We start from the raw sequence: 26,620 nt of genomic DNA, 5'->3' as shown, positions 1-26,620 counted from the left end.
ATGGATCAAGCCGCCTTGCCGGACTTAGACTTGGACGACTTGGAAGACGTTTTCTTCTTTGAGGTGCCCTTGTCCTTGTCGACGCTCTTTTTCAGTGCCTCCATCAGGTCGACAACCTTTCCGCGTCCGCCAGAGCCGCTGGCGCTATCAGAGCTCTCATCATGGCTTATGGCGCCCTCTTCGCGCTTCTCCTTGATAAGCTCCATCAGCGCGTCGGCATAACTCGATTTGAACGCCTCCGGTTTGAAAGGTTTCGCCTTGCGTTCGATCAATTCGCTCGCAAGCTCCAGCATCTCCTTGTCCGGCTTCATTTCGGGGATATCGTCGAACACGGTGTCGCTTTCGCGGATCTCGTCGGCAAAGCGCAGCGTTTCGAGAAGCAGTCCATCCCCGCATGGCTTGATCGCGACAACATAGTCGCGCCCGCGCACTGCCATCTGGCCAAGGCCGACCATCTTGTTCTTGCGCAGGGCCTCGCGAATAACGGTGAAACCCTCAGCCGCGACCTCATCATCGCGGGGCACGACGTAGTAGGGCTTTTCAAAATAGCGCGGGTCGATCTCGCAGGTTTCGACAAACTGAACCAGATCGATCGTCCGTTTGCTTTCAAGCTTGATCTCGTCGAGCTCATCCGGCTCCAGGAGGACATACTCATCCTTGCTGGTCTCGAACCCTTTGACGATCTCATCGGTGTCGACCGGGCCGACGCCTTCAGCGATCTTCTGATAGCGAATTCGCTTGCCGCTCGGCTTGTGGATCTGGCGCAGCGAGACGCGTTTCTGCGAGCTCGTCGCCGAATAGAGCTCGATACCGATATTCACGAGTGAAAGGCGCAGATAGCCCTTCCAGTAAGCACGCATTGCCATTGCGGGTCCTCCAATGGCGAATCAATGCCGTTCGCAGGGTTCGGTTCCAGCCAGGCCTCGGGATCATCTGGAACGGCGAACACACCAATGCGTTGCGTTGAACCTGCGGGCCACTCGCGCCCTATCAAGTCACCGACCGATGCAGGGGACCGATCTTGAGCAACCAAAATCAGCAGGAAAACAGGCAGAAAGAGCCAGCAAGCAGGACCGCACCGCAAAAGCCGATCGTGCTTATAATCGGCGCTGCGGGAAATATCGGCAGCGCGCTCACTTCCGTTCTCAAGGACGATTACCTGGTCATCGGATTTGATGTGCCGGGACACGAGGCTGATTGCGCGTCGATCGATTGCGACCTTACCTCTGACGCTTCAGTCAGGGACGCCTTGCACACACTGTCTGAGAAGTACGGTCGCAAACTCGCCGGCGTCATTCACCTCGCCGCCTATTTCGATTTCACTGGCGAGCCGCACCCCCTCTATGAAAAGCTGAACGTTGAAGGCACGCGCCGTCTGCTCGATGGCTTACAGGACTTTGAAGTCGATCGCTTCATTTATTCCGGAACGATGCTGGTGCACGAAGCGGGTGTCCCAGGCCTGCCAATTACCGAGGAGACGGCCCTTAACCCGAAATGGGCCTATCCCGAATCCAAGGCCCGCGCGGAGAAGGAAATCAGGTCCGCCAACGGCGACATTCCCTTCACGCTGCTTCATCTGGCAGGCGTCTATGACGAACACTCTGCCGTCCCGACGCTGTCAGAGCAAATTCGGCGCATCTATGAGCGCAACCCGCATGGCCATGCCTATGCAGCGTCCACCGAGGTCGGCCAAGCCTTTCTCCACAAGGACGATATGGTCGATGCTTTCAAAAGGGTCGTCGACCGGCGCAACGAGCTTCCAGACGACAATGTCATCCTGGTCGGCGAACCGAAAACACTGAGCTACGAGGCGCTTCAAAAGGAGATCGCCGGCCTTGTTCACGGAGAGAAGGACTGGCGGACCTTCACCCTGCCCAAACCCCTTGCCTCAGTTGGTGCCTGGATTGAATCGAAGTCAGAGCCTGTCGTCCCCGACGATATCGACCAGGGCGAAAAGCCGTTCATCCGCCCGTTCATGGTGGATATGGCGGACGACCACTACGCGCTCAGCATAGAGCGCGCTGAACAACAGCTTGGATGGAAGCCACGTCACAATATTGCGGGTGTCCTTCCTGATCTCATCGCCAATCTCAAGGCTGACCCGCTCAAGTGGTATGGTGAGAACGGCCTGACGCCCCCGCCATGGTTATCTGTCGCCGAAGAGCATGGCGATCACCCTGAAGACGTCCGCCTGCAAGCAGAGAAGGAATCCATCACCCAGCACCGGGAGTTTCTCTGGGCGCCCTTCCTGACCATGGCCATGGGTATCTGGCTTGCCGCCAGCCCGGCCATGATTACCTACAACTCCGCGCCACTCATCTGGAGCGACATTCTCAGCGGGCTTGCTGTCGCCCTGCTCGGCTATCTATCGCTATCCTGGAAACTTCGGCTTGCGAGATGGGGCACCGCTGCAATCGCGACCTGGGTGATGTTTGCCCCCCTTGCCTTCTGGGCACCGACTGGCGCGGTCTATACCAATCAGACGCTTTGCGGCGCCGTGATCTTCGGCCTGGCTGTCATGGCCCGGCCGACGCCGGGCGTACAGAATGCCGCTGCCGTAACAGGGCCAACCATTCCACCCGGATGGGACCAGTCCCCCTCGGCATGGATCCAGCGCGTTCCCATTATCGCGCTCGCCGTTGTGGGTTTCATGATCTCTCGGCACATGGCCGCCTATCAGCTCGGCCACATCGACGCCGTCTGGGAACCGTTCTTCTCGGGCATGCCCGGCAATGCCAGGAACGGCACAGAAGAAATCATCACCTCTGATGTGTCGGAAGCGTGGCCGGTTCCCGATGCCGGTGTCGGCGCTTTGACCTATATGCTCGAGATCCTGACCGGTATCGTCGGCTCGTCCCGGCGCTGGCGCACAATGCCGTGGCTCGTCCTGATCTTCGGCATCATGATCGTTCCGCTCGGCGTGATCTCTATTACCTTCATCATTATCCAGCCCATTGTAATCGGCACATGGTGCACGCTCTGCCTGATTGCGGCGCTGATGATGCTGCTTCAAATTCCGTATTCGGTGGACGAGTTGCTGGCCACGATCCAGTTCCTGATCCGTCGCAAGAAAAAAGGCCGCCCGGTCCTCTGGGTGCTCTTCCGTGGTGACACCGATGATGGCCCAACTGAGCGTATTGAAGACGACTTCATGCAGCCGCCCGGAAACATCATTCGCGAAATGGTCTATGGCGGGATGACATTTCCATGGACGCTATTGGCCAGTGCTGCGCTTGGTGTCTGGCTCATGTTCACAAGGGTTTCCCTCGGAACGGAAGGCAATCTTGCTAACGCTGATCATGTGTTGGGCGCACTGGTTATCACCGTCAGCATCGCAGCTCTCGCAGAGCCCATACGCACAGTTCGACTGCTGAACCTCTGCCTGGGTCTTGCAATCGCCCTCATGCCGTTCATCGTCGAAGCCACACTGGTCCAGATGATCGCAGATATTGTTGTCGGTCTTGCTGTTGCGGCTCTCAGTTTACCGCGCGGGCGCGTTGACCACCGGTTTGGTAACTGGAGCCGGCACCTCGTCTGATGCTAGGCACCCTCGACAGCGGCGGGCACGATGCCTTCTTCGAGCAGTTCGTGCAGCTCATTGATGTGCGTGCTGCCGCGTTCTGTGTTGGCGTTTGAGGTCATCACAACGGTGAGCCCCAGATCCGGCAAAACGTAAATCATCTGGCCGCCATAGCCCCAGGCGTAGCGCACGGGGTAGCCGCCCACTTCGCTGATGAACCAGCCATAGCCATATTGCTCGCCGCTCCATGGCGACACGGTACGCGGCGTCCAGCTCTGCTCGATCCAGTCTTCCGACAGCACACGCTGCCCATCGACCATGCCACCGAGGCGGTAGAGCTCACCAAAGGCGGCCATGTCGCGCGGGCTCATCAGCATATTGTTACCGCCGAAATATATGCCCTGCGGATCGGTCTGCCAGCGCGGAATTGAGATGCCGAGAGGTTCAGCCAGCCAGTCCTGCGCCAGTTGATAAGTGTCGCTGCCCGACGCGCGGGTCAGCATCGCGGAAAGAAGGTGCGTGTTGCCTGTCGAATAGAGCATCTGGCCGCCGGGCTCATCGACAAAGGGTCGCCCCAGCGCATCCCGGACCCAGTTCGGACTGACCACCCATGAGCCGTAATTGCTGCCAGATGTACGCTCCAGACCGGACTGCATCGACAGAAGGTGCCCGACATTGAGGTCGGACAGGAGAGGATCAGGGTCTGCTGGCGCCTCAGCTTCCAGAACGGAGAGAACGCTTTGATCGGCACCTTCAAGGACGCCTCTATCAATGGCGATCCCGACCATGGCGGAGATCACAGACTTCGACGCCGACTTGATGTTGACGCCCTGGTCGAGCGACGGTCCGCCATTGAACCGTTCTTCCACCAGCGTCTCGCCGTCGCGCATGACAATGAGCGCGCGAAGCTGTGGCAGCCCCCTCGCCTCTTCAATCGCCGCCTCAATCAAGGTCTGGTCGAGGCCTGTTGTCTCCACGCTGGCCGTCTCAGCGTCGGACAGGGCCTGCTGGGCCGAAGACGCAGGCGGCTGGGACGGGGCACCGCAGCCAACGAAGGCGAGCGCAATCAGTGTCGGTAAAAGTCGCATTCTCAATATGTAGACCGGCGCGTCCCGCCTCCAACGGCGATTGTCACGCCTAGTATTGTCCGCCCAGCGCGACATAGACATTGATGGCGGAGGTCAGCCGATCGAGCCGCACCTGAACCAGATTGGCCGACGCGTCGAAATAGGTTTGCTGCGCATTCAGCAGGCTCGTCAGATCGTCGGACCCCGCACGGTAGCGAAGCTCGGCCGCTTCCAGTGCCTCTGCCGCTGCCTCTTCGGCGATCTGAAGCTGCGCCTCACGTGCCGCATTGGTTTCGGTGGCCTGAAGGCTGACATCCACATCTCGCAGCGCGCTGAGTATGGACTGGCGATAGGCGGCAAGCTGTGCGTCCCGGCGCGCCTCGGCGGCGTCGAGTTGTCCATCAAGCCGCCCGCCGTCGAATATGGTCTGAGCCAGCCCTGCCGAGAGTGAGCCTGTCAGGCTCGAGCCCCCAGTCAGAAGCGCGCTGAGTCCCGCGCCTAGATCGATGCTTGGAAAGAACGCTGCGCGCGCCGCCGCGATATTCGCATTGGCCCCGCGGAGTGTGGCCTCTGACTGAAGAAGATCTGGTCGACGCAAGAGAAGCTGCGAAGGTAGCCCCGCATCGATTTCGGGCAGGGACACGCCCAGAATATTGGCACCCGAAACTGCAAAGCCCTGCGGCACCTGCCCCGTCAGAATGGCGAGCGCGGTTTCAAAGCCGGTAATCTGCGCTTCGATTTGCGGAATGCGTGCTCGCGCATTCGCAAGCTGTGCACGTTGAGCCGAAACATCAAAGCCGGAGATTGCCCCGGCTTCGTACCGGACCTCGACGATGTCGAAGATGCGTTCAGATATTTCGAGGTTCTGCTGCGCCACTTGCAGCTGGTCACGCGCAGCCAAGAGCGAGAAATAATTGCTCGCGACATCGGCTTGTACGGTGAGTTCCAATGCGCGCTGGTTGAAGATCACGGCTTCAAAACTGGCTTCACCGGCCTCACGGTTGGCCGCGTTTGCGCCGAAAAGGTCGAGCTGATAGGAGGCCGACAGGCGCCCGCTGGCATCGATGTCATCGGGTCCGCCGCCTTCAGTGTTGCTTGACGCAGAGAGGCTGCCGCTTGCCTGCGGCAGGAAGGCCGCATTCGTGATGTCGAGCGCCGCGCGCGAAGCCCTGATATTCGCAAGCCCCTGCGCCAGCGTCTGGTTCGCCACAAGCGCTTCATCAATCAGCGCGTCGAGGGTCTCCGCCTCAAAGGCCTGCCACCAGACCTCATCACTGGCAGAAATGGTCTCGACTTCGCCTGCATAGTCATAAGCCGCTGGAAGGTTCACGCCTGCCTCACTGACGGGCATGGCTGGTGCAAGGCTGGTCGTACAGGCCGTGAGGACAATGAGGCTGCCGGAGGCAAGGGTTGATCGCATCATGGGACTACTCCGAAGCAAGCGCGGTAACAGGATCGAGCCGCGCGGCCTTGCGCGCAGGCAGCAAGCCGAAGATGAGGCCAGTCCCGAGCGCAGATGTGAAAGCCAGGATGGCAGGCATGGCGGTGACGGCGATGGTCATGCCGCTCTGCGCGAGGATGAAGCAGACGCCGAGACCGAACAGGACGCCAGCAATGCCGCCGAGCCCGCCGACAACCAGCGCTTCGACCACGAACTGGGTCATGATGTCAGATCGTCTTGCCCCCGTGGCCATGCGAACACCGATTTCCCGCGTGCGCTCCGACACGCTCACCAGCATGATGTTCATCACGCCGATGCCGCCTACGAGCAGGGAAATCGAGGCGACCGACCCGAGCAGGATGGAGAAGGAGCTCTGCGCTTCCTGCATCGACTCCAGGAAGGAGGCCGTATTGCGAAGCTGGAAGTCCTCTGTGCCATGCCTCGACATAAGAAGGGCATGCGCGGCCTCCTCCGTCTCGGCAATCCGGTCGGTATCGTCGACGGCAATCGTGATGGATGAAAGGAATGCCTGACCGAAGAGCCGCATCATGCCCGTCGTGATGGGTACGAGAGCGATATCGTCCTGATCCTGCCCCCAGCCGGTCGCGCCTTTCTCCTCGAGGATACCCGACACTTCAAACGGGGCACCGCCAAGGAAGACGTATTCGCCGACAGCGCTCTGGGGATCGTTGAACAGGTTGCCCGCTGTTGTGGTGCCCAGAACGACGACGCCAACGCGGCGGTCCATATCGTCCTCGGTAAAGAAGGTGCCGTACTTCATTCCGCGGTTCTGAGCCGTCGGCCAGTCTTCCGACACGCCCTCCACCTGCGCACGCACATCGTTTGAGCCCACGCGCAGCGTCGCGCTGCTTGAGCGGGACGGCACAGCGGCGACAATATTATCGAGCTCCGCCAGCGCTTCGGCATCCTGAAGCGTCAGTGTCGCGATCGCATCGCCGCGCATTCGCTGCCCCGGCGCGCCGGGCCGTGCAAAGAGAAGGTTTGGCCCCAGCGATTCAAACCGGGCCATGACATCCTGCTGGCTGCCCTGCCCGATGGCGAGCATGGCGACAACGGCCGACACACCGATCACGACCCCAAGAAGGGTCAGCGCTGTGCGAAACAGGTTCGCGCGAAGCGACCGGAAGGCCATCTTCACCGCTTCAAACACCTGCGCAACCGGCGACGGCCCCTTACGTGAATAGCGATAGGACTCTCTCGCCTCATCATGGCCGCCCTGGTCGCCCGTATCGGAGAGGATGCGGCCATCCTGAATCGTGATCACGCGTTTTGCACGTGCCGCGACCTTCTCATCATGGGTGATGAGAATGATGGTCCGCCCGCTTTCATGCAGGTCTTCCAGAAGCGTTAGAAGCTCTGCACTCGAGCCAGAATCGAGCGCGCCCGTCGGCTCATCAGCGAGAATGATCTCAGCGTCATTGACCAGTGCCCGCGCAACGGCAACGCGCTGTTGCTGACCACCTGAAAGCTGGCCGGGTTTGTGACCGGTCCGCTCACCAAGACCGAGGCGCGCGAGAAGCTCACGCGCCTTGCTGCGGCGCTCTTCCTGTCCAAGCCCGGCATAGACGGCCGGGATCTCGACATTCTCCGAAGCGCTGACGCTTGCGAGCAGATTGTACCGCTGGAAAATGAAGCCGAAGGTCTCTCGGCGGAGAGATGCAAGCTCGTCTGCGTCGAGCTTCGAGATGTCCTCTCCGCGCACTGTGTATGCACCGTCTGTTGGCCTGTCCAGACACCCAAGAATGTTCATGAGCGTCGACTTGCCGGAGCCGGACTGGCCAATGATCGCGACGAATTCTCCCGGATTGATGCTTAGGGAAACGCCGTCCAGCGCGCGGACCTCTGTATCGCCCTCACCGTAATAGCGGCGGACATTTTCAAGCTTGATGAGCGGATGTGACATGGGGAAACTCCTGGCCTAGCCGCGCATGAAGCGCGGCCCACCGCCCCGGCGCCCGCCACGTTCCCCACCGGGCCGCTCAAAAGCGACATTCCCAGTCACGACCTGTTCGCCAGGTTCAATCCCATGAATAATCTCGGCCATGGTTCGCGTCTTGAGGCCGACAAGCACGGGACGCGGCTGAGGCGTTCCATCATCGCCAAGCACCAGCACGATTGCACTTTCAGCCTCAGGATTGGCAGCCCGTGCCCGCGCCATCTCTTCGCGGCGCGCAGAACCGCCCTCGCCTTCCCCGCCGGGCGCTGCCTCAGCTTCCATGAAGCCGCGCCGGCGTTCGCCGTTCCCTGCGACAGGCCGGCCTTCGCTGCGCTGGCCTCTCGCGGGACGCGACTGAACAGCGGTGACGGGGACAAGCACCGCATTCTCCGCCTGCCCGGTCACGAAAAAGACCTGCGCCGTCATCTGCGGCTTCAGCCTGCCTTCCGGGTTCTCGACGTCCACCAGAGCCTTGTAGAGCACCACATCGTTCAGCACTTCGGGCGTTGGAAGCACCTGCCGCACGCTGGTCTCCCACCGGCGGGTGGAGTCGCCAAGCGTGGTAAAATAAGCCTCCTGCCCGCGGTCTATGCGCAGGACATCCGCTTCAGACACATCGGTTTCGACAGTCATCACACCGAGGTCCGCAATGGTGAGAATGATTGGCGCGGTCTGGTTTGCGTTCAGCGTCTGGCCTTCGACCGCCGCCAGCGACACGACAGTGCCTGAGATTGGCGCGTAGATGCGGGTGTATTCCAGATTAGCGAGTTCAGACTGGAGCGATGAGGACTGGCGCTGGATCTGTGCATTGATCGCCTCCAGCCGCCCTTGCGCTACCGTCAGTTCGGCCTGCGCGGTCTCAAACTCGGCGCGCGCAATCGCGTCTGCCTGATAAAGCATCTCGGCGCGCTCTGCTTCGGCGCGCGCAAGCTCCAGGGTTGCCTGTTGCTGCTTCCGGCTCGCCTGAAGCTCAGATAGCTGGGCCCGGTTGGCCTCGACGCTCGTCTGCGCAAGCGTTGGATCGATCCGCGCGAGGAGATCGCCCTTCTCGACCTCGTCGCCGATTTCGACCAGCAGCTCCTGAAGCTGTCCCGACACCTGCGCACCGACATCAACTGACTCCTTCGGCATGATCTTGCCCGCCGCAGAGATAGTGACCTCGATGTCGCCGCGGCTTGCTTCCGCCGTCTGGTATTCCGGCGCCTCAGGCCCCTTCAACACGGTCGCCTTGAGCCCAAACCAGACCGCGAGACCAACAAGAAGCAGTCCTACCAGCAGTGCGAGGCGGGACTTGAAAAGGGAGGAAATCATCAGCTTGCGGCTTTCTTTGGCTCATACCTAGAAGGTGAGACGACCGGACACGCCAAATCCGTCACTGCCAGATGCAGAAACTCGACATATTTTTTCGTGGAGGGAAAAGTGGTGCGCCCACGAGGATTCGAACCTCGGACCCGCTGATTAAGAGTCAGCTGCTCTACCAACTGAGCTATAGGCGCCTATCACTTGGGAAAACGCGATGTAATGCATCGGTTTGAGAAATCAATCACTCAAAACTGTACAGCGAAGCATAGTGGCGAAGGCGTCCGCATTTTGCTTGCCGCGGAGCGTCGATGCAGCGGCGAACAGAATGCGTCGCCAAACCTAGGTATAGACTAAGCGCGCTAGCGAGGTCCGTCACCCGCCGCTTAGCTATGCGGTCGTGTTCTGCTCGGACTGAGCGCCTTCATGAACGGGTTCATAACCCCAGGCGCTTGCAGCCTCTCCGGTTTCTTCCCAGATCCCAGCGGCTTCCTCATCGGTGATAACCGTCTTCCAGCCATCATTGCCGAGACCGGGGTTTCGCTCAGGATTGAGAGCTTTGCTAGCCGCGATCGGAAGGTCTCTCACGACTTCCAACTCCGGAAGCCCGAGCAGCTCTGCGCAAGGACGCACAACCACTTCTGGCTTACCAACGACGTCTTCATAGCGAACGCTGACCCGCGGCATCGGCGACTCGTGCCAGAGCCTGTGGAAGTCGCTCCAGTGGCCGCCAATATAGTCGCCGCGAGCCGTTTTCATCACGTCTTTTGTGACGAGCAGCTTCCTGCGCGAGGCAACTGCCCGAACCGGGTGGCGAACCATACAGACGAAAGCCTCGCCTTCCACAGGGTCTTCCGGCGGCATCTCGTGGGTCTTCACAAGAAAAGTTTCACTCATGGCAGCGAGTTCGCGGCGCAAATCCGGCTTCTCGTTCAAGAGATCAAGCGCGCCATGCTGAAGAGCGAGCCGCGGCGGCTGCCCCTCATCCTGGTACTTGATGAAGTCTGAGAAATATTCGGCATTCAGCCGCTCTGGCCATGGCGCCTGGCTCGGATAGCCATCGGCGGTGATCACTCTGTAATTAAGATAGATAAGATTGCGGACAAAGGCATTCCCACAGCGTGGCCAAGTGGCAATATAGACGATCATTCGAGCAGCCCCATCGGTTTGCGAAAATTCGACCGAGTCTGGTAACCATGGCCGCATTCTAAGGTTGGTTTGTAAAGCTGATCTCTTGATACTCAAGTAGTGAATTTGACGCCCTTCGCGTGACGAGCAATCAGAATATTTGGTTTTCAGAACCGCGATCCACCAGCATTTTTAGCCTCTGAGCAGATATTTCGTTTTAAGAAGCGTTTGTGCTCGATTTTCACCAACCACGCAAAGCCCCAAAAATTTTTTGTCAGATGGTGACCGAAAGCCAGGCCATGCATATACGGTAACCTTCAACGATAATGATTGCTTTAGACATCCGAACCGAGCAGCGCACCATAGACTAAAGAGTGACTTATCATGAGAGTATTGATCACAGGTGCGGCCGGGTTTTTAGGTATGCACACAGCGAGCCGACTTCATGCGGCGGGGCACGAATTACTCGGCATAGATAACTTCAACGATTATTATGATCCTCAACTTAAGCATGCACGATTCGCGCAAATTCGGAGTTTTTGCGAGGTGCACGAAGTTGATTTGATCGAGACAGCTGCCGTCAAGGCAATCACATCAACATTCAAGCCAAACGTTATTGTACATCTCGCTGCACAAGCCGGCGTACGTTATTCGATGCAAGATCCAATGGCATATGTGCAAGCCAACGTCGCCGGCCACACGTCGATTCTAGAAGCTTGCCGAGATCTTGGAGAGGAGCTCTCTCACCTAATTTACGCCTCTTCCAGTTCCGTGTATGGCGGCAATAAAAGAGTACCATTTTCCGAAGCAGACGAAGTAAATAATCCTGTTTCGGTGTATGCTGCAACAAAACGTGCCGGTGAATTGCTAGCAAGTACCTACGCCCACCTATTCAAAATCAAGATGATTGGGCTACGCTTTTTTACCGTGTACGGACCATGGGGACGTCCAGACATGGCGTATTGGTCATTTACCCGCGATATTCTCGCTGGAAAACCAATTCAGATTTTCAACCATGGCGAAATGATGCGCGATTTTACGTACGTCGATGACGTAGTCGCTGGCATTACGGCTATCATCGAGAGACCGCCTCTCTTCGAAAATTCAGTGCGGCCACATCGGATATACAACATCGGAAACAATAAACCTGAAAAGCTGATGGATGTGATTACGGCGCTCGAGTTTTTGTTGGGGAAGTCAGCTCTGAAAGAATTTCTAGGAATGCAGCCAGGTGATGTAGAGCAAACATACGCAGATATAGGCGAAGCTTCACGTGATTACGCGTTTTCGCCAAATACATCTATTGAAGTTGGTTTGTCTCGGTTCGTCGACTGGTACAAAGATTATCAGGAAATGGCGACCTAAAAGTTCGCGTGACTGTCCAGGGCCCACACCAAACTGGAATCGGCCAACTTCTGCATCACACCTCGTACTGCGGTAGCGACGCGAAAGCCGTCTTCAGCGCTTCACCCCAGTTGTCGGAAATGAGAGAGTAGTACGGGTCGTCTTCCTCGATCCGCGTCTTTTTGAGGATGTCGAGGCTGTCGGTCTCGTAGAGCAGAAGATCGAGCGGAAGGCCGACGGAGAGGTTCGCCTTCAACGTGGAGTCAAAGGACACCATGAGGAGCTTCACCGCTTCAGCAAAGGACATGGCCGGGTCGTGGGCGCGAACGAGGATCGGACGGCCATATTTGGTTTCGCCGATCTGGAAGAAGGGCGTTTCCTTGCTGGCTTCGACGAAATTGCCTTCCGGGTAGATCATGAAGAGGCGCGGCTCGCTGCCAGCAATCTGGCCACCGAGGATCAGCGTCGCGCGAAAGGTCGATTCAGCATCCGGTCCTCCAGTTGGAGCGCTTTCCTTGATTACGTCGCGCAGCGTCTTCCCGACGAGGCGCGCGGCCTGAAACATGGATGGCACTTCGAGGATGGACGGGTTGCGCTCCTCCGGTGCCTTGGTGCGCTCTTCCAGCATGCTGACCACAGCCTGCGTGGTCGCAAGATTGCCGGCCGTCATCAGGACGAAGGTACGCTCACCCGGTACGTTCCAAGTGAACATCTTGCGATACTTTGAGATGTTGTCGACGCCCGCATTGGTGCGGGTGTCGGACATGAAGACGAGCCCCTTATCGAGGCATAGACCCACGCAGTATGTCATTTTTGCTTATTGCTGCTGCTGTTGCTGCTGCACCTGAACCGACACTTCCAACCCCTGCTGAGCACTCCCGAAGCTCAGCCCCGAAACTGGTGCGGCGTCCATATAATCCAGCCCCGTCGCCACGGCGACATAGCGCGCGTCAGGCGAAATGGCGTTGGAGACATCGAATCCGACCCAGCCAAGACCTTCAGCATACGCTTCTGCCCAAGCATGGGAAGCGTCCTGTTGCACACGGTCATCCATCATGAGGTAACCGCTGACATAGCGGGCCGGAAAGCCCATGAGCCGGGCGCAGGCGGCAAAGATCTGCGCATGGTCCTGACAGACGCCGTGGCCTGACGCAGCAGCCTCTTCAGCCGTTGTAGCGACACCAGTTTTGCCGGTTTCGTACTTTACGGTTTCAGCGATAACGCCCATCAGCGCGTGAAGACGCGAGACCTCATTCTCATAGCCCGTACCGACCCGATCGCAGATGGCCTGAATGGCGCTGCCAGGGCGCGTGAGGTCTGTCTTGCGATGGTACAGCCAGAGCGGAGTCCAGCCGCCATGCTGGCCGACAATGCCGCTCTCGTCCTGCGTTAAAACCGTACCTTCAGCGCGGATGATGAGTTCTCTCGCGCCTTCTTCCAGCCCGATCAACAGGGTGTGGTTGTTGAACTGGTCGATGAAATGGACCTGCTCCAGCGCCCCCTCGAAAGTCACATTCCAGTCGTCAACGCTCTGGCCGCGCCGCGTCTTGGGGATCAGCCGGATCTGCTGCAGCCCGTAAACGGCAGGTTCGGCGAACTGGTAATGTGTCAGATGAGCGATCTTGAGGCGCAAAATTCTTCCCTATGCGTAGAAGCGATAGTCTTTCTCGATCTGCAGACCGAGCGCGTTATTGGACTGAAGGATAGACTGGATGAATTCGTGCAGGCCGCCGTCAAAAATTGTCTCGACATCAGTACTGATGAGACGGCTCAAGGTTGCCTCGCACAGTTCGCGGCTTGGTCGGGCTTCACCGTACTCCTGCTCGAGATAGCCAAGGTTGCGCGACAGGTTCGAATAGCAGAACGCGATGGAGCGCGGCAAACGCTGATCGAGGATCAGAAACTCAGCAATGGCGCGCGGTCCGCTCTCCTTGTTAAGCCAAGCAAAGCTCCGCTCAGCTGCCGCTGACCTGAGGATGGCTTCCCACTGGAAGTTGTCGATCGTCGAGCCAACCATCGAGACTGACGGCAATAGCACGAAGTATTTCACGTCCAGGATGCGCGCGACATTGTCTGCCCGCTCTGTGAACGTGCCGATCCGGCAAAAATTGAAGATGTCGTTGCGCAACATCGTGCCATGAAGGGCGCCGCGCACCTGCGCACTTTGCTGGCGGATGAGTTCGAGGACGTTTGGCAGGTCGGCATCCGATACACGCCGGGCGAGCGCGTCCTTCAGCTTCATCCAGGTGTCGTTGACCGCTTCCCACACCTCACGCGTCAGCGCGACGCGAACCATGCGGGCATTGTTGCGCGCGGACTCTACCACAGACATGACGCTGGACGGGTTGGACCGGTCGCGAAGGATGTAGTCGATCGCGTCGGCCCGCTTCACATGCTCATGCGTCTGAAGGAACATATCCTTCACATTGGCCGTCGAGAGGACGGACTCCCATTCTGCATCGTCTGCTGCAGAGCGGGTCATGGTCATACGTGAGCCGGCCTCAATCAGACGGGCATTGTTCGCGCTGCGCTCAAGATAGCGGCACATCCAGAAGAGGCCGCCAGCTGTCTTACCTAGCATCATGACTCAAGCACCCATGTATCTTTGGTGCCGCCGCCCTGGCTCGAGTTCACGACCAGAGAGCCTTTCTTCAGCGCGACGCGCGTGAGGCCGCCCGGCGTGATGTCGATGCCGTTTGGCGACACGAGCACGAAGGGGCGAAGATCGACGTGCCGCGGGGCGAGGCCCTTATTTGTAAAGATCGGAACCGTCGAAAGCGCGAGCGTCGGCTGGGCGATGTAGCCGTCCGGTTTCGCCTTCAGCTTCGCGCGGAAGTCGGCGATTTCCTTGCGGCTCGCCGCAGGGCCGACGAGCATGCCGTAGCCGCCAGAGCCGTGAACTTCCTTCACAACAAGCTCTGACAGATTGTCGAGCACATAGGCGAGCGAATCCGGCTCTGAGCACCGCCAAGTCGGCACGTTCGGAAGCTTTGCCTTCTCGCCTGTATAGAACTCGACGATATCCGGCATGTAGGAATAGATCGCCTTGTCGTCCGAGATCCCTGTGCCCGGCGCGTTCGCGATCGTAATTCCCCCTGCCCTGTAGACATCGAGGATACCCGGCACGCCAAGCATCGAGTCAGGATTGAAGTTCAGCGGATCAAGGAAGGCGTCATCCACGCGGCGGTAAAGTACGTCAACGGGCGTGTAGCCCTGCGTCGTGCGCATCGCGACACGGCCATTTACGACGCGAAGGTCATGCCCCTCAACAAGCTCTGCGCCCATCTCGTCCGCTAGGAAAGCGTGCTCGAAATAGGCAGAGTTATGAATGCCCGGCGTCAGCACAGCGATGACCGGCTTGCCATCACAGGCTGGCGGCGCGCAGGCAGCAAGCGACCGACGCAGGCGCTTGGGATAGGTCGATACCGGGCACACGCGATTCTGGATGAAGAGTTCGGGAAACATCTCGAACATCGTCTCGCGGTTTTCGAGCATGTAGGAGACGCCCGATGGGGTGCGGGCATTGTCTTCGAGAACGAAGAATTCATCCTCGCCCGTACGGACGATATCGGTGCCGACAATATGGGTGTAGATGCTGCCCGGCGGCTCTACGCCGATCATCTTCGGCAGATAGGCCTCATTGTTGCTGATCATGTGCGCAGGGATGCGCCCGGCCTTCAGGATTTCCTGGCGGTGATAAATGTCATGTAGGAAGGCGTTCAGCGCGCGCACGCGCTGCTCAATGCCTTCTGACAGCTTTTGCCATTCACGGTTGGACAGAACGTGCGGAACGATGTCGAACGGGATCAGCCGTTCGTTAGCTTCTTCGCGGCCGTACACATTAAAAGTAATACCTGTGCGCCTGAACGCCTGCTCGGCTTCTTCGGCTTTTCTGCGGAGGCGCGCATTCTGCTCGCCTTCAAACCATTTGTGATACGACTTGTACGGTTCACGCGGCTCATCGCCTGTTCCGAACATCTCATCGAATGGCTGTTTGTCTTTCGACATGCGTCTCGCTTGTACCTTTCCACAGCTATACATCACACCTAGCTGCCGGAAATTTCGGAGGCAATGGCGCGCGGGCTGACCGGACGGACTTAGATCGCGCCTGCTGCAAAACCAGTCACGAAACCAAGACTTTAAGCTTCAAACTTAAAAAACGCGCACTTCTGCCGAAGGCGCGTTGGGTGACCGGTGCTGTGATTGGAAAGCAACACTCATCCCTACCATCTGCGAACACGAATGCAACCGTTAACGGCATTTCACGTTGTGGTCAGCATGAGACAGATGCAACACACCAACCCGATCACGCCGGTTGAGGGGCCGGAAGAGAACCCACCCCTGGAAGTCGCGCTGCTGACTTGGGAATACCCGCCCATTCCGACAGCGAAAGGCCGCGTCGCCTGCGAAGTCGCGCATGGTCTTGCGCGTCACGGTGTGAACGTTCGCGTCTTTACAATGGACCGCGACGATGTCGTCCGCACCGATCATGAACGCATCGAAGTCATCGGTTGCGCCGGCCGCATCACGGGTCTTCGCCGTCTGATGCGCAAGATCCCAGGTCTTGAGTTTGCCGCGACCGCTGCGGCCTTCCGCGAGTGTGTACATGAAGAACATGAGCGCCGTCCATTTGACCTGATCGAAGCCTCAAATTGGGGCGCACCCGCCGCGATGCTGATGGACTGCGGCCTGCCAATCGTCATTCGTAACTCTGCCCCGCACGGAATTGATGAGGCTGGCGCCAGCACACTCGGTCAACGCATTTCCAACCGCATCGTCAGCGGCATGGAAGCGCGCTGCAACCACAGTGCCGACGCCATCATCTCCAATAGCCGCAGCCACGCCAATGCAATCCGCGACTGGTATGACATCACTCCAGGCCTCATCCACATGGTCACCCCGCTTTCAGTCGATCCTGTGATCCGAAAAGCCGGCATCTCTGCTCAGTTCCCACCTGCCCACGCCCGGCTTCGCCTCGCCTATATCGGCGACGATAGCGACCGGAAGGGCTTCGACGAAATGCTTCTGGCCTTCCAGAAAGTCAGTGAGCAGCTTCGCGATCAGGGTGAGCCCTTGCCCGAGCTTCACCTGATGGGCTTGGAGAGCGGCGCTCTCGATGCCCGCGCATCGCAGCTTGGCTTGTCGACGAGCCTACTTGAGCAGGTGTTCGATTATGGCCGCGTCACCGATGAATCGATGTCGCACATTCTAGCACGCTGCCAGGCCGTGCTTGCGCCATCGCGCTATCAGTCCTTCGGATCGGTCTATCATGAAGCAGCAGCATTCGGTCGCCCTCTGATCGGTTGCGCCGAAGATCCAGCTGCTGTCGAGCACATTCACCGCTACGGTTGTGGCCGACTAGCAGAAGCCTGCAAGCCGAACGCAATCGCCGAGACCGTGCTCGACCTCTTCAACGACCGCCACACCATGCTCGAAATGCGAAAGGCTGGGCTCGAAGCAGCCAAATCTTGGACCCGCGAAGAGCTCGGCGCCCGCACCCTCCAGATCTACCGCCGCGCCATGCGCCTTGAAGCCATCGACATCCCAGGGGGCCAGCATTCTCGCCTCTACCAAGGCGCTCTGGAGAAAGTTCGGATATAACGATCCAAAATTAGCATCCGTAGCCCCGTGTCCAATCAGGATGCGGGGCTTTTTCTATTGATTTCCAAAAGTCCGTCTCGCTGCATGCAGTTTAAAACGAGCACGACTAATTCCGCGAGCCTAAGCCTTGTATTGGTTAACAATTCTCGGAAAACGCGAATTGCTTGTAGATCAATCGCCTACCTGCGAGTACACAATCCGCAGTCAACCCAAAAATAGATATCATTTTAAAATAAATCCGGTTGACCCGGTCTGCCTGACACGACTAACTCAGACTAGAAATGCTGTGTGGGGAGAAGCGATTTCGCATCACCCTGCACTGCGGTAGCAATGATTGAGGCAGCTTGTCAGGATTACCGATAGTTGAATCACCTTTGGTCCAATGAGGTGGCTTTCAATATTGATTTCAAAACTCCTTGTGTCTGTATGTCGAGAATAACGCGAAATGCATCTATTGCTTGATCTGTTATGCTAGGCAGCCATCTTGATCGACTGTATTTCTCTCCGCATCTTTCGTTGAGGGAAGGGCTCTTTGGTGCATGCGTCTATCGTTTGCGTGAAGCAATTGGCGCGTTCGTTGGGGTGGGTCGAAAAATACAATTTGAGAATTTTTAGTTGGAAAAGCCTGCCGAGCACAAGGGTCTCAGCCCTATAGACCCACAATGTTCAAAAAAAACTCAATTGATAAAAACAGCGGCGCCAACTCAAACGCTGATGTACGCCCGAACGCGAGTATCGGCGACGAGTTTGTCAATGCATCGGCCGCCACGCCAGTTACACGAATGCAGGTCGTGGGTATGGCAAGCCAAGGCGTTGCGCTTAGCCTGATCCAAAAGATAGGTGGAATCGCATTATCTCTAATCTTGGTACGAATTCTGTCGAAAGAAGATTTCGGCACATTCAACATCGCTTCAACAGCAGTGCTGTTTATGATGACAGTGTCCGTACAAAGTTTCGCAGAGCACTCTTTCTTCGTTGGACGAGACAGTAGCCCTCGCTACGATAGGCATTTGGGTTTCGCACTGGTGCTGCACGGCGCGATTTTCGTATTGGTTCTCGCATTCGCTGCGGCTGCAATGATAAGTTCAAGTTATACGCAAGTAGCTCCACTATTGCTGTTTGGGGCGGTGGCTCCATTACTGAACGCGCCACGAATTATCTACACAGTTTCTTTGAGCCGCGATCTAAACTGGAAGCGCATTCGACTTCTTGGCATCTCTTCGTTCGCTTTCGCCGCTTGCGGTACCATCACGCTCGCAGTCTTGGGTTTCGGTGGCCTGGCTCTCATGTGCCAAATCGTATTAGCACCAATTCCCTTTGTGGCTGATATGGTGCTCAACCGGCGAGAACTGTTTGCTGTTTCGTTTGATTTCAAGGGATATCGCGAAAGCTTTAATTTCGGAAGCTTCAGATCAGGCGGCGCGGCGATGCTTCAGGGCCAAAAAATGGCAGAAAGTTTAATTGTTGGCGGCACCGTTGGTTTAGAGGTGCTTGGCGTTTTTGGCCGTGCTTTCGCGCTCGCGCAGCTTACTACAGGCTGGCTCAGCCAACAGCTGGCTTCGATTACATATCCGATTTTAGCGAAGTTCGAACCGAATACGTCGGGATATCGACGCGCTTCCGGTGTACTTTTTCGTTTCTGCGTATGGACGGCCGCCCCCCCTGCTGTGGCTGTCGCAGTGGCGGACAAAGCCGCAATCACGGTTATATATGGTGAAAGATGGCTAGATCTCGTTCCGTATCTTCAGCCTATAATCCTCGCAGTCCTGTCCCTAACGATAATTGCCGGCGCGAATGTAGTTGCTCTCGGGGCGCTTGGCGCGCGGTTCGTGTTTTTGGTTCAACTAGCCATATTATTACAAGGCTTGATTGGATTGGCTCTTGCGCTGCCAATCTCTCTCACCGTATACGCTTGGTTCGTTGCAGCATCTCTTTTCGCCATCTCAACGATCGTTGTGGCCATATTGGTACATGTTCGAGCACTCGCGTTGAAAGATGTCGTGCGCACCACAGCACCGGCCATGTTGCTTGTGGCACTAGCAATGATTGCAGTCGCAAGTCCGGTTTGGCGATTCGTTGAGACACTTCCGCACTTTTTGGCGCTGTTGTTGGTGAGTGCCGCTTCGGCTACGACAATGTTGCTTCTAATCCGTCTATTAGACGCTTTCGGATTAGCCGAAGCTTTGCGTTTTATGCCAGCGCCATTCCAAAGGGGCGCAACTCGTGTGCTTGGACTTGTTGGCCTCTCCTCACATGCAAATCGCGGTTCTACGTCATAGAGATGCGTAATCTGTTGATATGCAGCCCTCATTTTCCACCCAGTGACGCGGTGGATATGCACAGGGTTCGGATGAACATCCGGCACTATGAGAATAATGGCTGGCGCCCAACTGTTTTGGCGGTTGATCCCAAGTTGGCGGGACGGCGTATCGAGCCAGTACTGTCTCGCACTGTGCCGGCCGATATCGAAGTGGTTCGATCGGGAGGTTTTTCTAAAGCGCTTTCGGCAACTCTTGGTGTTTCCGATGTCTCACTACGATCAATGTGGTCCATGGCAAGCGTCGGAGACGACCTGATAGCCCAGAAGAAAATAGATGCAGTCTTTTTCTCTACTACAGCCTTTCTAAGTATGCAGTTGGGAATACGTTGGCTGCGGCGTTTCGGAACACCCTTTGTGTTGGATATGCAGGACCCTTGGTTTGCTGCACCACCGGCTACAATCCCGCTACGACGGCATGGTTTGAAACATCATCTGATGCGTCGCCTTCATGCGCGGGCCGAAGCGGCGACGATGCCGCATGCCAGCGGCCTCATGGCCGTTAGCGAAGCCTATATAGAGGCCCTCACCGACGCCTATCCAGAGCTGCGCAAGAAGCCGTCGGAAGTAATTCCATTCGGCTATTCAAAGGCTGATTTCGAGCTGGCACGAGAGGTCGGGACACCTTGGCAGCCGACCGGGCTACGCGCGCCTTTCGCCATTTATGCGGGGCGCGTGGCCCCCAGTATGACCGGCGGCCTAGATACGCTGTTCGCTGCAATAGCGCTGGCGCGGAGCGAAGGCATAGCCCCTCTTTCAGAACTGGCGGTCGGCTTTGTCGGCACCGGCTATCAGCAATACGGTAACCCTCCCGTTGTCTCCGACGCAGCCAAGCAAGCCGGGTTGGGGCCGCATGTAATTGAGCATGCCGACAGGATTTCGCTGTTTGACTCGCTAGCCAGCCTGCAAGCCGCCGACGTGCTGCTCCTCTTCGGTTCGCACGACATAGCCTATCAGCCGTCCAAGCTTTTCCAGCTTCTTGCAATACGGAAGCCGGTGATCTGTCTAGCCCCGTCCGACAGCCGACTAGCGAAGCAGGTGCGGGCTTTGCGCTCTGTAGTGCTGTTCGAGACTAACCGCTCACTAGAAAAGACAACCGTACGTGCGGCCGGAGAGAGGCTCAGCGCACTTCTGAGCGCGAGTCCCTGTGCGGACGTGTACAAGGAGCGCGACGAAATCTGTACAGCTAACGATTCCGCAACCTTGGCGGCACGCGAGTGCGCCCTTTTCGATCGAGCGGTGGCCCAGGCGAGATGCTGAAAGGGACATCACATGTATCTGGCCGCAGCGAAGCAGCCCCGGCGAGTCAAGATGCAGGAGCGCTCCGAATGTTGGCCCTTCTGCCCTCGATCCCGCTCGGGGGCATGGAGCGCGCAGCACTCCGCGTCATGCAAGAAATGAGCGCGCGCGGCGCGGACGTTCATGTACTTACAAATCGTCGCTGGGGTGAAACCGTGCAGAGCGCGGTCGACGATGCAAATCTCAAACAGAGTGGGATATGCCATATCCATAGCCTCGGCCTACCAAAAACTCCTATCGAGTGGCGCGCTGCTTTCATTAGCTTTTTGATGAGCGAGCGTGAGCTAGCTGACGCACATCGCCGCCACGGCGCGAACTGTTTGCTGGCCCCCTCGCTCAACGCTGCTTGGTTTGCCCGTCGGCTAGCCCGCCGTCCCGATACCGTCAGCGTCTTTCGTATTCCAAATCCGCCCGATGTTACGCGCCAAGGAGTTCGAGCGGCGATTAATTACAGATTATGGCGCGCCGTTGGAGCAAGTTTTGATCATCTCATTTGTAATTCGAACTATACAGCTGGAATAGTTGCCCAAGTCAGCGGCGGTCATAATAATGTTCGCGTAGTGCGGAACTTTAGACCAGATTTAAACAGGAGAATTGCAAGGCCTGCTCCACCCCTCCCAAAAGACCGCCGTCGCGTAATCTATTTGGGCCAAATTTCATCACAAAAAGGGGTTGATATACTATTCGAGACGGCCAAGCTTCTCGTATCCAGCCGAGACGATATTGATTTTGTGTTAGCTGGCCCAAAACTCTACTTAGATTCATACTCACGTGAGCTGGAAAATCGGATAGTTGACGCACAATTGGGCGACCGCTTTCGCTTAATAGGAGTTGTCGATGATGTTCACGAGCTGTTGAGGCAAGGCGACGTGCATGTATGTCCCTCGATCAGCCCGGGAGACTCATTTCCAAACGTAGTTTTGGACGCCAAGCAAGCCGGTTTGCCGTCTGTCGTTCTGCCCACCGCTGGCCTGCCGGAAACTGTTGAGAACGACGTTGATGGAATTGTGACTGAAGACCACACCCCAGAGGCTCTAGCCGCAGCATTGCGCTTACTACTTGATGACCCGGAACGGCGTCAAGAAATGGGGAAAGCTGCTCATGCCTCTCTGCATCGATTTGATCCAGATATCTTGAGCGCTACTTGGTTAGAACTTTTTTCAACCAAAACCAATCTTAAGCCTAACTAAATGAGTGAATTAAAGTCAGGCTTAGACCCGCGCCGCCGTCCAAACCTTTTGGGTATTGGAGCAGCTAAGTGCGGTACGACGTGGTTCGCGGACGTACTTTCGCGTCATCCGGATATCTTCTTACCTCCGCAGAAAGAACTCGGAGCGCTGTACTACCAAGATTTGGAAGATCGGTTGCAAGAGTACGAGACGCATTTCCGGGGAGGCGAGGAAGCAAGTGTTCGCTGCGATTTCACGGTCCGGTATCTGCATGAGGACAGGGCACCGGGCGCGGCGGCCCTACATACGCCGGACGCTAGAATCTTGGCGATCCTGCGTGATCCAGTGGAGCAGGTTCAATCTCACTATTGGCACCAGCGCCGACAGAATTTTACTCAGCCACACGCCGTCCACCCCGCACCCAGCCTCTTCGATGCAATTGAGCGTTTTCCGCATCTTCTTCTGGAACCCGCACTCTATGGCAAACATCTGAGACGCTGGCGCGAGCGCTTTTCGGATGATCGGATTTTGCTGCTTGACTATGCCGAAGTCACCAAAGCCCTTCCCGCAACGTTGGACCGGCTCTGGACGTTCCTCGGCCTTTCGCCAATACCTATTGAAGATCAGCCTGTACAGCCAACACGCGCGGGGCGACGCGGCGTTTCCCCTCGCGAGGGTCTGTTTGGCCGCATTTATCCGCCGTTGTACAGCATGGTGACACATGGGCCGTACCAGGCGATGAAGCGCACCTTCGGGGTGCGCAGAGTGGACCTGCTGAAGCGACGGCTGAAACTGCGCCAAGCCGCCGAGGCAGTGTTCTTCAAAACCGGCTACCCAAAGCTGGGGCCCGAAGAGCGCAACCGGCTGCGTGCCATGTTTGAGACGGACCTCGCAGTGCTGGAGACTGACATAGGTTTCACGCCGGCCCGCGAATGGCGGACTGCTTCAGATGCCTAATCTCGCCATTCTCGCAACTCATCCGATTCAGTATTACTCACCGTGGTTTGCTCACCTGGCCCGACATATGAATCTGCACGTCTATTATGCGTTTCGCCAGACGCCAGAGGGCCAGGCAGCAGCGGGCTTCAAAACCGCGTTCGACTGGGACTTGGATCTACTTGAGGGTTATGAGTCGACCTTCCTGGACAACGTCTCCAAACAACCAGGCGTAGGGAGCTTTTGTGGCTGCGACACGCCAGAGATTGCCTCTCGACTGCGCGCTGGTAGTTATGACGCTCTGCTCATGTTTGGCTGGAACAAGTTGAGCTTCATCCAAGCTTGGTTAGCCGCTTTGCGAATAGGCATTCCGGTGCTGATCCGGCTCGATAGCCAGCTCGGCTCCTCACGTAGCTCCCTAAAACGAGCTTTGAAGCGCCCAATTTACAGTATGGTGCTGCCGACTGCAGCGCATTACCTGTCGCCCGGTGAACGGTCGGACACCTATCTGCGCCATTATGGCGTGCCGCATAGGCGCATTCACCGTGTGCCGCATATGATTGATGTCGACCGCTTTGCTGCGGGCGCGCAGGCAGCGCACCGTTCTGGCGCTGCTGCGGATCTGCGACAGAGGCACGGCGCTTCACCAAATTCCACCGTCTTTCTTACCGTCGGCAAACTGATCGCAAAAAAACGCCCGATGCTGGCGCTTCAGGCATTCTCGCGCTTGCCCCAGGATTCAGGGGCCATACTTTGGATGATCGGCGACGGCCCCATGGAGTCCGAAATCGACGCCCGGATAAAGGCGGAAGGGCTCAACGTAAAACGGCTTGGCTTCGTCAATCAGACCGAACTGCCTGCCCATTACGCATCGGCTGATTGCTTGTTATTGCCGTCAGACGCCAACGAAACCTGGGGCTTGGTGGTTAATGAGGCGCAGGCTTGTGGACTACCCTCTATCGTTTCGGAAGAGGCTGGTTGCGCACCGGAACTTATAGAGGACGGTATTACTGGGTGGACGCTTCGCACTTCTGATCCGGATGAACTTGCTAACTTAATGCAACGAATGATCGAGAAGCGTGGCGATCCGAATTGGTCATCAATAGAATCAAGGTCTCAATCAAGTTCGTACAATGAAGGTACTCACCTTCTTACACAGATCATTCACCGGATCATAACCCGACGGTCTGGCCCCGATTGTGCAAGCCAAGATCGTCAGGAGGCACGATGACAAAGTATGAAATGACCAAGTTCGACAAGTACGACGAAGGCGGTGCTTATCATTGGCGCGAATGTGATCGCAGATCTTCTGTCTTCAATCCGCCATTGGCTGCTCGCTACGAAATGGTGCTTAGTCGAGCCGCGGGCGTTCGCGCGCTGGATGTAGGTGCTGGAGACGGCTATTTGACGGCTCGATTGACGGAAAATTGCGAAGATGTAATTGGATTAGAATATGAAGACGCCGGAGTGGCGTCCGCCACCGAGATGTTGGCCGGGTTTCCGAATGCGTCAGTGCTGAAAGGGTCAGCTTATGAAATCCCTTTCGAAAACAACAGTTTTGACGTTGTCACTATGGCTGACGTAATTGAGCATCTTGAGGCACCAGAGGCTGCAGTCGTCGAGATGGCTCGCGTGGCTAAACCAAACTCGGCAACCTTCGTAACGACTCCGCAATGGCGTGCCGACCGTGTCTGGGATGTGAGACACGTAAAGGAGTACACGCCTGAAGAGTTGAAGGAGTTGATGGAGCGGGCCTTCAGGAATGTAGAGATGGTATATGCTTGGCCGCAGCGTTGGTCGGATTTCTACCGAACCAAAATCGGTTGGCGCGCCCTGCGCTTAGCCGGACGGTATGGGTTTAATCCGTTCAAAACAGAAAGCGCCTCCCCAAGTGGTTTCTGCCAAATGTTGGCCATAGGACGTGATCCGTTACCCAATCCAGCGAGCTGATTCCATTGATTGTCGCTACAAACACTTCTGAGAACCTCATATGAATGTGAGCTCTAAGCGAATGGCGGCTGAACGAAGTCAAACGTTCTCGGAGCGCTATCGAGATAGCTCTCCGAATTTATCAGGACCGATCTATCCACTGTCGGGGCCTCTGATAATTACCGGGGTCTTTCTGGGCATTGTCGCGATAGTGCTTTCGCAGAGTATCGCCGTGGGCACAGGATTTATTGTGCTGTTCTCGACTTGTGGCCTCACTTGGCGACGCGACATGCCGCCGATCATACCTTTTTGCCTCGCTTACCAGTGGGTCGGGGCGCATGTAGGCGCGATCCAATATCAAATCTATGGCGAATTTCCAGGGGGAGGCGACCCGGGAAATTTGTCCGAAATGCTATTCGCCACGCAGCTTGGGATGATCTGCCTCACATTGGGTCTTCGAACCGGCATGCACATTTTTAGAAATAGTATTGATCGGAAACTGAGCAATCGACCTCTTCAATACAATGTCTCTAGGCTCACACAGTTGACTGTGGTGATGTTTGTCAGCAGCTATATTGTAGATGCAGCCCCAACATCGATCTGGTTTGGTGGCGCACAAATAATCAATAATCTTCTGACGCTCAGGTTTCTGCCCTACTTCGTCCTACTTTTGGTCGTTTTCGAACGGCGCAGCGGCTACCGACTGTTAGCCTTCGCCACCTTCGTAGTGCTGATGCCACAATTGTTAACGGGGTTCAGCGACTTCAAAGAAATATTCTTTATTGTGCTTCTCAGCTTGCTTTATCAGTGGCGCCCATGGATCCGGTCATCTGCTCAGCGCCTTCGAAACTTTCAGGTCGCATCAAGTGGACTGATAGGTGGATTGGCGATCATAGCCTTCGGTTTAGTGTGGGCAGGCGGCGTCAAGGAGCAATGGCGTCAGGAGCTATGGAATGGTGGCAACGCTGTAGATGCTTCCCCCATCGATCGAATGGTAAGGTTTAGCGGAATTGTGGGCGAAGTCGTAACAGAGCTCGATATCGAACACGCGTCTCAATCATTGGCGGCGCGCCTGTCATCTGGAAGCCTTTACTTCTCCTACACGTTACACCGTGTGCCAGCGATTGTCCCACATGAGGAAGGCGAACTTCTAGGTAGAGCGGTTTCGAATGCCATGCTGCCGCGTTTCTTGTTTCCAAATAAAGAAACCCTAGGCGGAGACTCTTGGTTGGTGCGCACCTATGCGGGAATTGAAGCGGCAGGCGATGAGTCAGGCGCCTCGATCGGATTGGGATATATGCCTGAATTTTACATCGATTTCGGCTACCCGGGAATTATCACACTTTGTTTCTTCTATGGCTTCCTACTTACCATCAGCATTTGGATTTTTTCCAAAGTCGCGCCATCAGGACCGATCTGCATCGCTTTGATCATTAGTTTATTCATTCACTATTTTACAGTTTTCGACGCCAGCTTTATCAAGATATTTGCTGGCCTCATTCAACAGACGATCATCTGTTCCGCTGTGATATACTTATTCGCTCCCAGTGCCTTAAAATGGGTTCGCTCACCACCTAGTTCCCAAAACCGCTGATTTAGCCCGATCTGCAGAA

The 26,620-nt window shown here is 56.7% G+C and carries 20 protein-coding genes and 1 tRNA gene; 10 read left to right on the top strand and 11 right to left on the bottom strand.

The features are described from left to right. Window positions 1-5: 5 nt before the first annotated feature. On the bottom strand, window positions 6-866 hold the full coding sequence (locus tag KUV46_12135) for a Ku protein (protein QYJ00083.1): 861 nt from the start codon (window positions 864-866) through the stop codon (window positions 6-8). A gap of 155 nt (window positions 867-1,021) precedes the next feature. Here KUV46_12135 and KUV46_12130 point away from each other — a divergent pair, with 155 nt between their 5' ends. Then, window positions 1,022-3,538 (top strand): NAD-dependent epimerase/dehydratase family protein, encoded by a 2,517-nt coding sequence (locus KUV46_12130; protein ID QYJ00082.1) that lies wholly within the window; start codon window positions 1,022-1,024, stop codon window positions 3,536-3,538. A 2-nt stretch (window positions 3,539-3,540) separates the two neighbouring features. On the opposite strand, the gene KUV46_12125 is transcribed toward KUV46_12130, so the two are convergent. The 6 genes from KUV46_12125 to KUV46_12100 form a co-directional block, all read right to left on the bottom strand. Continuing rightward, complete coding sequence (locus KUV46_12125; protein ID QYJ00081.1) at window positions 3,541-4,608, bottom strand: beta-lactamase family protein; 1,068 nt, start codon at window positions 4,606-4,608, stop codon at window positions 3,541-3,543. A gap of 49 nt (window positions 4,609-4,657) precedes the next feature. Further along, window positions 4,658-6,010 carry an efflux transporter outer membrane subunit gene (locus tag KUV46_12120; GenBank protein QYJ00080.1) on the bottom strand — a complete coding sequence of 451 codons (1,353 nt, stop codon included), beginning with the start codon at window positions 6,008-6,010 and terminating at the stop codon, window positions 4,658-4,660. A 4-nt stretch (window positions 6,011-6,014) separates the two neighbouring features. Further along, entirely contained in the window at window positions 6,015-7,952 is a 1,938-nt protein-coding gene (locus tag KUV46_12115) for a MacB family efflux pump subunit (GenBank protein ID QYJ00079.1), read from the bottom strand. 15 nt (window positions 7,953-7,967) lie between these two features. Then, a complete protein-coding gene (locus tag KUV46_12110; GenBank protein QYJ00078.1) occupies window positions 7,968-9,296 on the bottom strand; it encodes an efflux RND transporter periplasmic adaptor subunit in 1,329 nt (442 codons plus the stop codon). Window positions 9,297-9,405: 109 nt separating this feature from the next. Further along, window positions 9,406-9,481 (bottom strand) — tRNA-Lys (locus KUV46_12105). A 193-nt stretch (window positions 9,482-9,674) separates the two neighbouring features. Continuing rightward, window positions 9,675-10,433, bottom strand: coding sequence for a sulfotransferase (locus tag KUV46_12100; GenBank protein ID QYJ00077.1), 759 nt, complete (start codon window positions 10,431-10,433; stop codon window positions 9,675-9,677). 363 nt (window positions 10,434-10,796) lie between these two features. On the opposite strand from KUV46_12100, the gene KUV46_12095 reads away from it, so the two are divergent. After that, the gene (locus tag KUV46_12095; GenBank protein QYJ00076.1) at window positions 10,797-11,777 is read left to right on the top strand and encodes an NAD-dependent epimerase/dehydratase family protein; all 981 of its coding nucleotides are present in this window, start codon (window positions 10,797-10,799) and stop codon (window positions 11,775-11,777) included. Window positions 11,778-11,832: 55 nt separating this feature from the next. Here KUV46_12095 and KUV46_12090 read toward each other — a convergent pair whose 3' ends face one another. From KUV46_12090 to KUV46_12075, 4 genes are read right to left on the bottom strand one after another with little or no spacing between them, the layout of a single operon-like run. Next, window positions 11,833-12,567 carry a proteasome-type protease gene (locus KUV46_12090; GenBank protein QYJ00075.1) on the bottom strand — a complete coding sequence of 245 codons (735 nt, stop codon included), beginning with the start codon at window positions 12,565-12,567 and terminating at the stop codon, window positions 11,833-11,835. Between the two features lie 6 nt (window positions 12,568-12,573). Next, on the bottom strand, window positions 12,574-13,389 hold the full coding sequence (locus KUV46_12085) for a transglutaminase family protein (protein QYJ00074.1): 816 nt from the start codon (window positions 13,387-13,389) through the stop codon (window positions 12,574-12,576). 9 nt (window positions 13,390-13,398) lie between these two features. Then, window positions 13,399-14,337: an alpha-E domain-containing protein gene (locus KUV46_12080; protein QYJ02404.1), complete on the bottom strand. Its 939-nt coding sequence runs from the start codon at window positions 14,335-14,337 to the stop codon at window positions 13,399-13,401. Continuing rightward, a complete protein-coding gene (locus KUV46_12075; protein ID QYJ02403.1) occupies window positions 14,337-15,734 on the bottom strand; it encodes a circularly permuted type 2 ATP-grasp protein in 1,398 nt (465 codons plus the stop codon). The genes KUV46_12080 and KUV46_12075 overlap by 1 nt, the downstream gene beginning before the upstream one ends. Before the next feature lie 309 nt (window positions 15,735-16,043). Here KUV46_12075 and KUV46_12070 point away from each other — a divergent pair, with 309 nt between their 5' ends. The 8 genes from KUV46_12070 (at window position 16,044) to KUV46_12035 (ending at window position 26,601) form a co-directional block, all read left to right on the top strand. After that, the gene (locus tag KUV46_12070; GenBank protein ID QYJ00073.1) at window positions 16,044-17,357 is read left to right on the top strand and encodes a glycosyltransferase family 4 protein; all 1,314 of its coding nucleotides are present in this window, start codon (window positions 16,044-16,046) and stop codon (window positions 17,355-17,357) included. Between the two features lie 662 nt (window positions 17,358-18,019). After that, window positions 18,020-19,636: an oligosaccharide flippase family protein gene (locus KUV46_12065; protein ID QYJ00072.1), complete on the top strand. Its 1,617-nt coding sequence runs from the start codon at window positions 18,020-18,022 to the stop codon at window positions 19,634-19,636. Window positions 19,637-19,707: 71 nt separating this feature from the next. Then, window positions 19,708-20,934, top strand: coding sequence for a hypothetical protein (locus tag KUV46_12060; protein QYJ00071.1), 1,227 nt, complete (start codon window positions 19,708-19,710; stop codon window positions 20,932-20,934). 68 nt (window positions 20,935-21,002) lie between these two features. Then, on the top strand, window positions 21,003-22,163 hold the full coding sequence (locus KUV46_12055) for a glycosyltransferase family 4 protein (GenBank protein QYJ00070.1): 1,161 nt from the start codon (window positions 21,003-21,005) through the stop codon (window positions 22,161-22,163). Further along, a complete protein-coding gene (locus KUV46_12050) occupies window positions 22,164-23,099 on the top strand; it encodes a sulfotransferase domain-containing protein (protein ID QYJ00069.1) in 936 nt (311 codons plus the stop codon). Beyond that, on the top strand, window positions 23,092-24,309 hold the full coding sequence (locus tag KUV46_12045) for a glycosyltransferase family 4 protein (GenBank protein ID QYJ00068.1): 1,218 nt from the start codon (window positions 23,092-23,094) through the stop codon (window positions 24,307-24,309). Before KUV46_12050 ends, KUV46_12045 begins: the two co-directional genes overlap by 8 nt. Next, window positions 24,306-25,028: a class I SAM-dependent methyltransferase gene (locus KUV46_12040; GenBank protein QYJ00067.1), complete on the top strand. Its 723-nt coding sequence runs from the start codon at window positions 24,306-24,308 to the stop codon at window positions 25,026-25,028. The genes KUV46_12045 and KUV46_12040 overlap by 4 nt, the downstream gene beginning before the upstream one ends. Window positions 25,029-25,089: 61 nt before the next feature. Beyond that, window positions 25,090-26,601 carry a hypothetical protein gene (locus tag KUV46_12035; protein QYJ00066.1) on the top strand — a complete coding sequence of 504 codons (1,512 nt, stop codon included), beginning with the start codon at window positions 25,090-25,092 and terminating at the stop codon, window positions 26,599-26,601. The last annotated feature ends 19 nt before the right edge of the window (window positions 26,602-26,620 follow it).

It is taken from the genome of Thalassovita mediterranea (assembly GCA_019448215.1).
Taxonomy (GTDB): Bacteria; Pseudomonadota; Alphaproteobacteria; order Caulobacterales; family Hyphomonadaceae; genus Henriciella.
This window is presented reverse-complemented; position numbering and strand designations above follow the sequence as displayed.